The 12,669-nt window shown below is 53.1% G+C and carries 11 protein-coding genes; 6 read left to right on the forward strand and 5 right to left on the reverse strand.

Translation table 11 applies throughout. The annotated features are described in order from the left end of the window. Positions 1-34: 34 nt before the first annotated feature. Positions 35-931, reverse strand: coding sequence for a TIGR01777 family oxidoreductase (locus tag BV405_RS05280; RefSeq protein WP_086479822.1), 897 nt, complete (start codon positions 929-931; stop codon positions 35-37). A gap of 152 nt (positions 932-1,083) precedes the next feature. Between BV405_RS05280 and BV405_RS05285 the strand changes: the two genes are divergently transcribed. The 4 genes from BV405_RS05285 (at position 1,084) to BV405_RS05300 (ending at position 5,174) form a co-directional block, all read left to right on the forward strand. Beyond that, positions 1,084-1,500: a sirohydrochlorin chelatase gene (locus tag BV405_RS05285; protein ID WP_086479823.1), complete on the forward strand. Its 417-nt coding sequence runs from the start codon at positions 1,084-1,086 to the stop codon at positions 1,498-1,500. A 106-nt stretch (positions 1,501-1,606) separates the two neighbouring features. After that, on the forward strand, positions 1,607-2,608 hold the full coding sequence (locus tag BV405_RS05290) for a YbgA family protein (RefSeq protein WP_217895573.1): 1,002 nt from the start codon (positions 1,607-1,609) through the stop codon (positions 2,606-2,608). A 69-nt stretch (positions 2,609-2,677) separates the two neighbouring features. After that, the gene (locus BV405_RS05295; RefSeq protein WP_086479824.1) at positions 2,678-3,640 is read left to right on the forward strand and encodes a MerR family transcriptional regulator; all 963 of its coding nucleotides are present in this window, start codon (positions 2,678-2,680) and stop codon (positions 3,638-3,640) included. An 82-nt stretch (positions 3,641-3,722) separates the two neighbouring features. After that, the gene (locus BV405_RS05300) at positions 3,723-5,174 is read left to right on the forward strand and encodes a cryptochrome/photolyase family protein (protein ID WP_086479825.1); all 1,452 of its coding nucleotides are present in this window, start codon (positions 3,723-3,725) and stop codon (positions 5,172-5,174) included. A 104-nt stretch (positions 5,175-5,278) separates the two neighbouring features. Here BV405_RS05300 and BV405_RS05305 read toward each other — a convergent pair whose 3' ends face one another. Next, complete coding sequence (locus BV405_RS05305) at positions 5,279-6,838, reverse strand: methyl-accepting chemotaxis protein (protein WP_086479826.1); 1,560 nt, start codon at positions 6,836-6,838, stop codon at positions 5,279-5,281. Between the two features lie 424 nt (positions 6,839-7,262). On the opposite strand from BV405_RS05305, the gene fabA reads away from it, so the two are divergent. Together fabA and fabB are read left to right on the forward strand one after the other, a co-directional pair. Next, a complete protein-coding gene (gene fabA, locus BV405_RS05310) occupies positions 7,263-7,778 on the forward strand; it encodes a 3-hydroxyacyl-[acyl-carrier-protein] dehydratase FabA (RefSeq protein ID WP_086479827.1) in 516 nt (171 codons plus the stop codon). A 15-nt stretch (positions 7,779-7,793) separates the two neighbouring features. Next, a complete protein-coding gene (fabB, locus tag BV405_RS05315) occupies positions 7,794-9,011 on the forward strand; it encodes a beta-ketoacyl-ACP synthase I (protein ID WP_086479828.1) in 1,218 nt (405 codons plus the stop codon). Between the two features lie 115 nt (positions 9,012-9,126). Here fabB and BV405_RS05320 read toward each other — a convergent pair whose 3' ends face one another. The 3 genes from BV405_RS05320 to BV405_RS05330 form a co-directional block, all read right to left on the reverse strand. After that, positions 9,127-10,056 carry an AEC family transporter gene (locus tag BV405_RS05320; RefSeq protein WP_086479829.1) on the reverse strand — a complete coding sequence of 310 codons (930 nt, stop codon included), beginning with the start codon at positions 10,054-10,056 and terminating at the stop codon, positions 9,127-9,129. Positions 10,057-10,159: 103 nt separating this feature from the next. Continuing rightward, the gene (locus BV405_RS05325) at positions 10,160-10,651 is read right to left on the reverse strand and encodes a universal stress protein (RefSeq protein ID WP_086479830.1); all 492 of its coding nucleotides are present in this window, start codon (positions 10,649-10,651) and stop codon (positions 10,160-10,162) included. 85 nt (positions 10,652-10,736) lie between these two features. Then, positions 10,737-12,626, reverse strand: coding sequence for a methyl-accepting chemotaxis protein (locus tag BV405_RS05330; protein ID WP_086479831.1), 1,890 nt, complete (start codon positions 12,624-12,626; stop codon positions 10,737-10,739). Positions 12,627-12,669: the final 43 nt, after the last annotated feature.

Consider the following 12,669-nt stretch of genomic DNA (forward strand, 5'->3'; position numbering starts at 1 on the left):
GTACTTTGAGAATGTTTCTCCTGTGTAGCTTTCGTTACTGATTTAAAATCTGCTCCAAAGCGGGTTTCAGAGTGCTGTAACGGAACTCAAATCCAGCCTCCTGCAGGCGGTGAGGTACAACCTTAGCACCGGTCAGTAACATCTCTGACAACTCTCCCAACATTAGTTTGAGGGCACAGGCAGGAACCGGCATCAGCAGAGGTCGTTTCAGTACACCCGCCAGAATCCGGCTGAAGGTGGCATTACGTACCGGCGTGGGGGCTGTGCCATTAAAAGCACCGCTCAGATCTTCCCGCTGCATCAGAAAGAGTATCGCTTCAATCAGATCATCTCTGTGCACCCAGGGCATATAGTGTTCACCGGAACCCAATCGACCACCCAGCCCCAGTTTGAAAGGGGTCAGCAAGCGGGCAAGCATGCCGCCATCAGGCCCCAGCACCAGACCGGTACGTAACAGACAGACCCGAACACCACTTTGCTCTGCCGCCATCGCTTCGTTTTCCCACTCCTGACAGAGACGATGGGCAAATTCATCGTGACAATCCGAAGCTTCTGTCACCTCTTCATCGCCATGGGCACCATAAAAACCGATGGCGGAACCACTGATCAACACCTTAGGCTTGCGACTGGCTTCTTCAGCAAAACGTACCAGCTGACGGGTCGGGCGCAGGCGACTCTGCAGCAACTCCTCTTTACGGGCATCGCTCCAGCGGGCATCAGCAATGGGAGCTCCTGCCAGATTGATCATCACATCGATCGGCTGATCCCGCCATTGCAACGGATCTGCCGCCGCATTTACCGGACGTCCTAAAATAGAATTTACCTGATCCGGACGACGACTGACCACGTAAAGCACATGCCCCTCATCCAGAAGACGATGACAAAGGGCCCGACCAATAAAACCTGTGCCGCCTGTGAGCAAAATATTCATCTGATACGCCTCCTGCAGGTCAATCACATCTGTTTTGAGTATGATTTAAAACCGTTAAATTTGTATAATTTTTTAATCTTGTACAACTATACCTCCGTGATCCCACTTTGGATCAGGCAACTAAGAAACACCAACCTTGATAGGCCATCATTATGTCAGCTACCGATCAAGCAACACTTGAGAACACCTCCCGCCAGACATTGCTGGTGCTGCTGGCTCATGGCAGCAGTGATCCGGCCTGGCAGAAACCGTTTCAGGAGATGACAGCCAGCATCGCCGCCAACCAGAAACATCCAGTTAAGCTAGGCTTTATGGAGCTTTGCGGACCATCACTGGAAGATATTGCGAAAGAAATCCCACAGAATGAGGCAACGGATATTGAGATTCTGCCACTGTTTTTCTCTGCCGGTCGCCACCTGAGAAAAGATGTCCCTATGCAAATAAAAGCGCTGAACCAGACCTTCAGCCACCTGAATTTCACCCTGCACGATCCGGTGGGTTTTCACCCTAAAATGACCGAGGCCTTAACATCGATTGCCGCTGATCTGGATTTCTCCGACAAAAAATAATTGTACAAATTTATTTTTTTGTACAATTATAAAAACAACTCCACAGCACACATCAAAAAGTACCTTCAAATCTATTGATGAAGAATCTGCACAGAGGGTTGTTGCCATGACCAGCATGACACCGGAAGTAAACGCTTCAGCACCATCTCAGACGCTTAAATTCCCTGATCGCGAAATACGTGTAGGTATCAGCCAGTGTCTGCTGGGAGAAAAAGTCCGTTTCGATGGCGGCCATAAACACGCGCACTACTGCACGGATGTGCTGGGCAAGTACTTCACCTTTGTACCCACCTGCCCGGAAGTGGGTGCAGGTATGGGCACTCCCCGTGAACCGATTCGTCTGGTGAATATGAATGATGAGGTTCGGGTTCGCGGCACCAAAAGCGATGATGACTACACCGAGGCCCTGACCCACTTCAGCGAGCAGGCAGTGAAACGTCTGACCGGCCTGAGCGGTTATATTCTGCTGGGTAAGTCGCCAAGCTGTGGCATGGAGCGGGTGAAGGTTTATCGGGAGAACGGTTATCGCTCCGACATTACTCAGGGTGGTGTTTTTGCTGAAACCCTGATGCGTACCTATCCGGAGCTACCGGTGGAGGAAAGCGGTCGCCTGAATGATCCCCAGCTGCGCGAGAGCTTCCTGACCCGGGTTTACGCCTATCACACCTGGCAGGCGATGATCGAGGAAGGCATCACGCCGAAAGCTTTGCTCGATTTCCATACCCAGTACAAACCTTTGCTGATGGCCCACAACCAGCAAGCCTATCGGGATCTGGGCAAATGGCTGGCAGGTGTGGATAAAACCAGCGTTGTACAGAAAGCAAAAGAGTATCTGCCGAAATTTATGGCGATTCTGAAGCAGCCGGCAACCCGCCAGAACCACACCAATACGCTGATGCACCTGCAGGGTTATCTGAAAAACAATCTCAGCAGCGCAGAACGTCAGCATCTGCGTCAAACCATCGACAACTACCGTACCGGTATGATCCCCCTGATCGCTCCGCTTGTACTGATGCGCCATCTATTTGAAGTGCACGGCTGCGAATACGCCGGTAACTATCGCTACCTGTTCCCTTATCCGGAATCTCTGGCGATTGATGGCGTTTAAAGCTCCGCTGATTGCAGTGTAAACCCGATCTTTTGAAGCGCGCCTCAGGCGCGGTGTTCAGGAATTTTTATGACCTCATCCCCTCCAGACAACACCCGGCTGCCGGCTTATGCGGCGGCCGATGATGACCCCGCCCGCTGGCTGCCAATCCGCGAAGTTTCGGAGCGCACCGGTGTTAACTCGGTCACCTTACGTGCCTGGGAAAGACGTTATGGCCTGATCAAGCCTCAGCGGACCCGCAAGGGGCACAGACTTTACTGCGAGTTTGATGTTGAGCGTATCGAGCAGATTCAGCAGTGGTTAGCGCGAGGTGTTTCTGTTGGCCAGGTGGCTAAGTTGCTGCCTCCTCTGGCAGAACAGGAACTCGCTTCAACCGACGCCACTCAACAGCAGACGCAAACAGAACAGCCAGAACCCGACTGGAAACCTGTACTGGACGAATCTCTGACCGCACTGAAAGACGGCAATCTGATCCGCTTTGACCAGACTCTGAATCAGGTCAGCGCCATCTATCCGGCAGCTCTGCTGATGCGCTTCTATTGGCAACCTTTATTAGCTCAGCTAGCGGCAGAACCTGAAGGCGAACGCCGGCAACTCATGCTGCTACAACTGGACAGCTACCTGAGAAACAGGGTTGGTGCCCGACTGATGCATCGCAACCTGCAGGCCAAGGAACAGAAGCGCCTGCTGATCAGTCATCTGCCCGGCGAACAGCCAAAGTTTGAGCTTTGGTTAGCAGCGCTGATGTGTACTGATCTGAATATCCCGGTATTACTACTGGACGAACTGCCATCCTGGTCACTCCTGCACCTGATTGATCAGCAACAGGTTTTAAGTGGCGTCCTGCTTCTGGGCAGCGAGAAAACTGCAGCTCTAAAACAAAGCGAGCAGCAACAACTGCAGTCACTGGAGATCCCCTGTTGGATAGCAGGCCCTCTCGCCCGTATTCAGCCGGAACTATTCACCGACTGCGGTTGGCAGATTGCGGAAAACTGGCCAGAACTGCTCAGTGAAAAGCGCCAGCAATTCTGAGCCAGTATCTATGCAGGAAGCTTGATGAGCCCCTAAACATCAAAATCATCCATCACCCATAACGCATTCATGAGAGTCCACCATGTCGCAACTGGTTTGGTTCCGATCCGATCTTCGCATCCATGATAATCCGGCCCTCTTTACCGCCTGTCAGCAGGCTCAACAACAGGGAAGCGGTGTTATCGCCTGCTTCCTTCGCCCCCTGCAACAGTGGCAAGACCACGACTGGGGGCAAAACCGAATGCGCTATACCGAACGCTGTGTGGCAGATCTGAAAGAAGAGCTGGAAGCCCTGCATATCCCGCTGATCTGTTTGGATGTGGACACCTTCAAAGAGCAGATTCCGACACTGCTGCAACTCTGCACGCTACTCGGCTGCGAGCAGATCTTTGCCAATGAAGAGCCGGAACTGAATGAACGCCAGCGGGATCAGGCGCTGATCCCTTTAGCAGAGCAGGCTGGGATTCGTTGTCAGCTGTTCCATGATCAGAGCCTGCTGCCTCTTGGCAGCGTACTGAAAAATGATGGAATGCCTTATCGGGTTTATACCCCGTTTCGTAAACAGGCTCAGCAGCTAATCGCTCAGCAACCGGTGGAGACTTTTCCGGCACCAGTCCCTGTTATTTCCGAGCACCAACAGGAGGTGCAGAATCAAGTTGCCGCACAGGTATGGGATCAGCTTGGGCTCTCCTCCTTCCAACCTGAAACCTACGCCGACGACCCGGTTCAACAACGCTGGCCAGCCACAGAGAAAGACGCTTTTCACCTGCTGGAAGCCTTCTGCGGTCAACCGATCAATCGCTATAAGGTGCAACGGGATTTTCCGGCAGATGCCAAGGGCACCAGTTTGCTATCGCCTATGCTGGCTGCCGGTAAGCTCTCCATTAAAAGCTGTTGGCGGGCTGCTGAGCAGATAAGCCTGAGCGATCCGGCTGCGGCGGAGTCTGCAAACACCTGGCAGGGGGAGCTGTTGTGGCGGGACTTTTATCGCCACTTATTAGTGCTCTATCCGGAGCTGAATCGCTACCAGCCTTTTAAAGAGGAAACCAAACAGATTCGATGGCGTGACGCTCCCGAAGATCTGCAACGCTGGCAGGAAGGCAAAACCGGTTTTCCGCTGGTGGATGCCGCCATGCGCCAGCTGAAAGAAACCGGCTGGATGCATAACCGTCTGAGAATGCTGACCGCTGTCTTTCTGAGTAAGTACCTGCTGATCGACTGGCATGAAGGGGAACGCTGGTTTATGCAGCACCTGGTGGATGCGGATCTGGCGTCCAATAACGGCGGCTGGCAGTGGGCAGCGTCCACCGGCACCGATGCTGTACCTTACTTCCGCTTATTAAGCCCCTACCGTCAGGCAGAACGCTTTGATGCGCAGGGTGAGTTTATCGCCCGCTTTGTACCTGAGCTGGCCAAACTGCCTGCCAAACAGCGTATCCAGCCGAAGGGTTATGTACAGGGCTACCCGAACCCCATGGTGGATCTTAAAGAGGGTAAAGAACGCATGATGACCGCCTTTAAAGCCATCAAATAGCGCCATCATCGTCGCTACTGCTACTGCCATCACCATAAAAAAAGCCCTGTGCTGAATTCAGCACAGGGCTTTTAACTATTTGTTCGACGTAGTTCGGAAATGCGTTAGCGCAGAGTCCGCAACAGTGACTGCAGCTCCGCCACTTCCTGAGCCAGTTGACGGTTTGACGCACCGGACTGCTGTGCAGCCTGTTGATTGGCATGAGCCAGATCCCGCAGCTGATTAATGCTGCGATCCATCTCGTCACTGGCCGCCGCCTGCTCCGCTACCTGATTGGTGATACGCTCGCTGCGGGAGGTGACTTCCAGCACCGCTGCAACAACCTCCTGCAGAGTTTCACCGGCAGAAACAATACGGGCAGCACTATCGCTGGCCTGTTGCTGACTGGTCTGCATACGCTCTACCGAGTCACCCACCAGCTTACGGATGCGGTCGATACGCTCGACAATCTGCACCGTGGCTTCCTGAGTTTTGGATGCCAGCTGACGCACCTCATCCGCAACCACCGCAAAACCACGTCCCTGCTCACCGGCACGGGCCGCTTCAATCGCCGCATTCAGCGCCAGCAGGTTGGTCTGATCTGCGATCTCGGTGATCACCTGAACGGTTTTGGCTACTTCGTTGGATTCGGTCTGCAGCACCTGAATCGCTTCGGAAGCCTGCTCAACGGCAACTTTAACTTCTTCTACATCCGCCACGCCGGTACGAACCACGGCACGACCGGATTCGGCCTGTGCTTCCACGGAACGCATCAGCTGGTTGATCTCCTGAATATCGGTTTCAACCTCATGGAAACCCGCACTCACCTGATGGGCAGTGGATACCAGACTGTCCAGTTCACTTTCCTGCTGTGCCATCGACTGATGGGATTGCTCAACCTGAGTCTCAGCGCTTTGCGCTACCTGAGACAACTCCTGAGTCGCCTCATCAATGCGGCCGGTAAAGGTACGCATCTGGGCTTCCTGCATACGCATTGCTAACTCGATGGCACCAAACTCATCCATACGACCGGTATAGACCTGCTGGGAAACCGGGTTATCGATTACCGTGAGGGATTTGCAGAACAGCTTTTTCAGTGGCTGAAGCAGAATATTCTGGCCGGCCAGGGCGAAGAAACCCAAAGTACCTATCAGGAAGGCCAGCAGATTACGGTCATCAATAAAGAAAACAAAAATCAGGGACAGCAGAGTCATCAGCAGCGTCAGGCTCAGAGCGCGACCAAAGGCACTGAAGCGTTTTTTCGGGCCGCCCTGTTTACCGGCGTTGATTCCCTGATAGATGCTCTCCGCGCGATCAACCACCTCGTCTTCCGGTTTTGCCCGCACCGACTGGTAACCCACCATCTTGTCGCCGTCATAAATTGGCGAAACATAAGCATCGACCCAGTAGTAGTCACCGTTGATCGCACGGTTTTTCACCACACCGATCCAGGACTCACCCTTTTTAATACGCGCCCAAAGATCAGCAAACGCAATAGGCGGCATATCCGGGTGACGCACTACATTATGGTTCTTGCCGATCAGGTCTTCACGGCTAAAGCCGCTGATTTCGCAAAAGGCGTCATTGGCAAAGGTAGTGATCCCTTTCAGATCCGTGGTCGAAACCAGACGGCCTTTGTCCTGCAGCCGACGCTCATTTTGTGTAACCGGTAGGTTCTTCTTCATTACTGCACCCTGTGCAAACGCTTAGGCCTGTGGCGAACGGGCTGGCCTGATATCGCTCTTGCTCATGAAAATCATCGGACGAAATAACCGCCAATGATGAAAATTATCAATACAAAGAGTCTCTGCACCACTCGTTAAGTATCTGCCATAACAACAGAAATCGCCCGACCCTTCTCAATCCGTGTGAAAAAACGCTGTTTTCGCGGCTGACGCCTTACGTAAAAAATCGCGAAAGTATAGCAAAATTACGCTCTGAGGAGCCTATCCTATGGTTTTAATGCTCAATTTTTCGTACTCAGATCATCGTTTACCCGCTGGCAGCGCTATTTATTGACGGGGTAAACGTGCAATATACCCCCACACGATTTAGACTATGCGCGACTATTTCTGACAGAAATCGAATAACAACCACTGGATTTTTTCTGTGACCAAGCAAAATTCTTATAACCGTGAAGAGTTGCTGCAATGCAGCCAAGGGGAGCTTTTTGGTCCAGGCAATGCTCAGCTGCCTGCTCCAAACATGCTCATGCTGGACCGTATCGTAAGTATCACTGACGATGGCGGCGAACACGGCAAAGGCGAAATCATCGCTGAACTGGATATCACTCCTGATCTATGGTTCTTCGACTGCCACTTCCCGGGTGATCCGGTAATGCCTGGCTGTCTGGGTCTGGATGCGATGTGGCAGCTGGTTGGCTTCTTCCTTGGCTGGGTAGGTAACCCGGGTAAAGGTCGTGCTCTGGGTAGCGGTGAAGTGAAGTTCACTGGCCAGATTCTGCCAACGGCTAAGAAAGTGACCTACAAGATCACCATGAAGCGTGTGATCTCCCGTAAGCTGTGCCTGGGTATTGCTGATGGCTCAGTATCGGTTGATGGTCGCGAGATCTACACCGCAAAAGATCTGCGTGTGGGTCTGTTTACATCGACGGATAACTTCTAATACAGAGGGCTAACCATGAGACGTGTAGTTGTAACCGGAATGGGCATCGTTTCCTGCCTGGGTAATGACGTTGCCTCCGTGCTTGAGTCCCTGCGTCAGGGTCGCTCTGGTATCAAATTCAATGAAGAATACCGCGACCGCGGTTTCCGCAGCCATGTTTCCGGCTCTGTGGATATCAATCTTGACGAAGTAATCGACCGTAAGCTGAAACGCTTTATGGGTGATGCCGCAGGTTACGCTTACCTGTCTATGCAACAGGCGATTGCGGATTCCGGCCTGAGCGAAGATCAGGTTTCCAACGTGCGTACCGGTCTGATTGCAGGATCCGGTGGTGCATCTTCTGCTGATCAGGTAGAAGCTGCAGATATTATGCGTGACAAAGGCCTGCGCCGCGTTGGTCCTTACCGTGTTACACGTACCATGGGTAGTACTGTATCCGCTTGTCTGGCAACGCCATTCAAGATCAAGGGCGTGAACTACTCTATCTCCTCCGCTTGTGCGACCAGTGCTCACTGTATTGGTGCTGCGGTAGAACAGATCCAGCTGGGTAAGCAGGATGTTGTTTTCGCCGGTGGTGGTGAAGAAGAGCATTGGACTCTGAGCTGTCTGTTTGACGCTATGGGTGCTCTGTCTACCAAGTACAACGAGACTCCTGATAAGGCTTCCCGTGCTTACGATGCGAACCGTGATGGTTTCGTTATCGCAGGTGGCGGCGGTATGCTGGTTCTGGAAGAGCTGGAACACGCTAAAGCTCGTGGCGCTAAGATCTACGCAGAAGTTGTTGGCTACGGCGCAACCTCTGACGGCTACGACATGGTGGCTCCTTCCGGTGAAGGTGCACAACGTTGTATGGAACAGGCTCTGTCTACTATCGAAGGCAGTGTTGATTACATCAACACCCACGGCACCTCTACTCCGGTAGGTGACGTAGCAGAACTGAAAGCAGTTAAAGCCGTATTTGGCGACAACAGCCCTGCCATGAGCTCTACCAAGTCTCTGACCGGTCACTCTCTGGGTGCAACCGGTGTTCAGGAAGCGATCTATAGCCTGCTGATGATGGAGCACAACTTCATCACTGCATCTGCTAACGTAGAAGAGCTGGACGAACAGGCACAGGGTCTGGATATCGTGACTGAGCTGCGCGAAGGCGTAACTCTGAACCGCGTTATGTCCAACAGCTTCGGCTTCGGCGGCACCAACGCCACCCTGATCATGCAGCGTTTCGAAGGTTAATCAGCATCGCTGAATAGCTTTTAGCTGTATAAAAAAACCCGCACGACACTTAGTGTTTCACTAAACGTCGGAGCGGGTTTTTTTGTGCCTGCAGAACTGCAGGCAGAAGGAATAACTACAACACCCAGGCCAGCACCAGCGGCAGGGTGATCACACTGGCGAAGTTACCCAGTAGTACGATTGAAGCGACCCGCGCTGGCTCCTGATTGAACTGCTCGGCAATCATATAGTTGAGCACGGCGGGTGGCAGGGCGCTGAAAACGATCAGAATCGCCAGCTGCTGTGGATCAAACGTCCAGATGAAGGTAGCGAGCCAAGCCATGAGAAGTCCCGACAGCGGGCAGAGAATCGCCCCTGTGATGCCCATCTTCCAGTCCGACAGATCTACCGACAGCAAGCGTACACCCAGCGTGAACAGCATCAGAGGGATGGAGATCTGTCCCAGCATATCCATAGGGATAGCAACGGCTTCCGGCAGCGACCAGCCCATAAAGCTGAAGATAAAGCCCAGAATGGTGGCCTGAACCACAGGCATTTTCAGCATGGCTGTCAGCTTGGTTCTATGGTCGAGAATATAAAGCCCGATACTGAAGTGCAGCAGCATCTCAACGATGAATACCATCACCGCCGCGGGCAGGGCGGCTTCGCCAAAGGCGAGAACAATCAGGGGAATCCCCATATTGCCGGTGTTGTTGAACATCATCGGCGGGATAAAGGTTTTCAGATTCCAGCCCAGAAGCTTTACCAGCGGCAAAAGCACAACTCCGGAGCCGAGCACGACCAGCGCAGAGGCTAAAGCCAGATCCTGATACGCCACCATATCGAAGGACTTGTCTGCCAGCACCGAGAACACCAGCGCAGGAACAAACACATCCATATTCATGCGGTTAGCGGTGGAGATATCCGTGGGTTTCCAGCGGCCGTAAAAAGCACCGATAGCCACTACCAGAAATAACGGGAACACCGTCAGCAGTAATTTCTCGACCAGCACGCAACTCTCCTTGGCGATGACAGGAATCAGAGTAAACAGAAAGGTTTTGAACATAAAAGAAAGCCGGACTTACCGCCAGTCATGGCGGCGCATCCGGCTGACCTGATGCGCGCTAACCTACCCTTTTGGGTGAGCTAACGGCACAGATTAAACAGAATTACTGATCGTTAGGCACCATAAGCACCGGAACCTTGGTGTGCATTCCGATCTGTTGAGCGGTGTCGCCCAGCAGCTTTTGTCCGAACAAACCGTGGTGACTGTGGGAGCCGATCACAATCAGATCAGCCTGCTCCGACTTCGCCACACGCAGCACCAGTTCTGCAGGATTCGCCTCTTCAACCAGAATCTGAACATCCAATGCATCTGCATCCGGAAGACCATCCAGCTCCTCATCTCGGAACTTAGCCACACGCGCCTGCATGGTGTCACGGATGCGGGTCATACCCTGATCATGGATCTCTTCCAGCGCTTCTTTGGGCAGATAGTGCTCGATGATCGCATGACCAAACTCACTCACCGGCTCAAGAGCATGTACCATCACGATACGGGCCTTGTAGGTTCGGGCCAGATTCACCGCATGGCGAAACACCGGACGGGTGTTTTTTCCCAGAGTTGTGGCGTACACGATGGTCTTAATTTCCGGAAGCATAAGGTCCTTTCCTTTTTTGGTATCGGGCAGCCTGACGCTGCCCTATGAGTCTCATGCCAGTCCGCTCTGTCGTCAGAGCGCTTAGCTAGAGCGTTCTGAAGCGGGCGCTGAGCGCTTCCAGCTGTGCCGCACGTTCATGCACGGCACGGCTGGCAGAAACGATCTGGCCAGTTGCTTCATGGTTCTGTCCGATTTCGTGGGCGATATGATCCATATCCTGAGCCATCTGGCTGGTGGTCTGAGCCACTTCGCGCACGGCATTCATAATTTCCTGTGTCTGATCGGCAGCATCACGGGTTTGCTGCTCAATGGCACGTACCGCTTCTACTGCCTGATCACCAAGGGCACGCCCCTGCTCAACACGGCTTCGGCTCTGCTGCATCGCATTGATCACCGCCTGTGTTTCCTGCTGAATCGCTTCAACCTTCTCAGTGATATCTGTTGTCGCTTTTACGGTTTGCTCCGCCAGTGTACGGACTTCATCGGCCACCACAGCAAAGCCACGACCGGCTTCACCGGCACGGGCAGCTTCAATGGCGGCATTCAGCGCCAGCAGGTTGGTTTGCTCGGCAACACCCACAATCAGGTCGATGACCACATCAATCTCTTTCGAACGCGCGCCAAGCGTTTCCACTGAGCTACTGGCCTCGTCAACCACTTCAGCAACATCCGCCAGCGCCTGAATCGCCTGACCGATCACCTGTGCTCCCTGATGGGCTGTTTCAAAGGCGGCATTGGCGGAATCACTCACATGCTGGGTGGTATCCGCAACCTGATCCGTCGTCGCGCTGATCTCTTCGGTTGCGGCTACCAGAGAGCTGCTTCGGGAAGAGATAGAACTACTGCCATCAACAATCTGTTGTACCGAAGCATCCATACCATCGGCGGTCTGTTTCAGCTCGGTATTACTTTGCACCAGATGACTGATCACCTCGTTCAGCCCTCGACTCATGGTATTGGTCGCTACTGCCAGCTGACGAAACTCATCCTGCTCGCTGCCTTTCTCCGCCAGTTTGTGAGTCAGATCGCCTTTTGCAATTTCGCTCAGTACCTCGAGGGTCTGTTTCACATTGCGGGTAATGGACACGGCTACCGATGCGACAATGGCTCCAATCACAAGCGCCAGCAGTACACTACCCAGAATGATCGACCAGCGCGCTGTACCTGCGGCATCCTTAGCATGCTGCTGAGCTTTAACCAGCAGGTTTTCTTCAAGGTAGAGACGGCTCTGTTGCATCTGATCAGAGATCTGCTGTCGGTAGTTCGCCAGCTGACTGTCCAGCGTTGCCAGCTCAGTACGCATCGCCATCACCTTATGCAGAGAGGCTTCGTACTTATCCACAAACGGGAAGAAGATGTCGTCAAAAGCCATGGCGCGGATATCGGTACGCAACTGATCCACAGAGGCCTGAACCACCTTCTGCTGCTCCTCAGACGGATAGATCAGGAAATCTTTTTCCTTGGCACGAATTTCACGCAGACGGGCCGCAAAGGAACCAAACACCTCGATCTCGCTCATCAGAGCAGCCGACGTTTCTTCCAGCTGCCCCAGCTCACCGCTCTTGGCAGATAAGCCGTAGCTTTTTCGAATCTCGACCCACTTCTCAAGAGACTCCAGATAAGGTCCCAGCTGAGAGGATGCATTCGATAGCTGTGTTGTCGCCCGACTGTCTTCGACAATACCTACGGCGGTGTTGAGTTGATTGACTGCGTTGCTTTTCAGGTCACCAAGGGCTGAATCGATCTCACCGATGGTTTCCTCGTTGGCGGTTTCCCGCAACTTGGCAAACTGGAGTAGCTGAACTTCAAGATTGGTTACCAGCTGCGCAACATGCCCCAGACGCACCACATGCTCAGAGGCGCCGGTCAGAATGCTCAGACTGATAATGGAATAGATACCCATCGCACTGATGCCCATAACAACAACCAGGACTACGGCGATAAGCTTTTGACGTAATGAGAGATTGAGACTCATTGTCAGGGCTCCTTTTTAAACCTCTGCAGAGGTAAATACTTTT

The organism is Oceanospirillum sanctuarii, from assembly GCF_002150805.1.
Classification (GTDB): Bacteria; Pseudomonadota; Gammaproteobacteria; order Pseudomonadales; family Halomonadaceae; genus Oceanospirillum; species Oceanospirillum sanctuarii.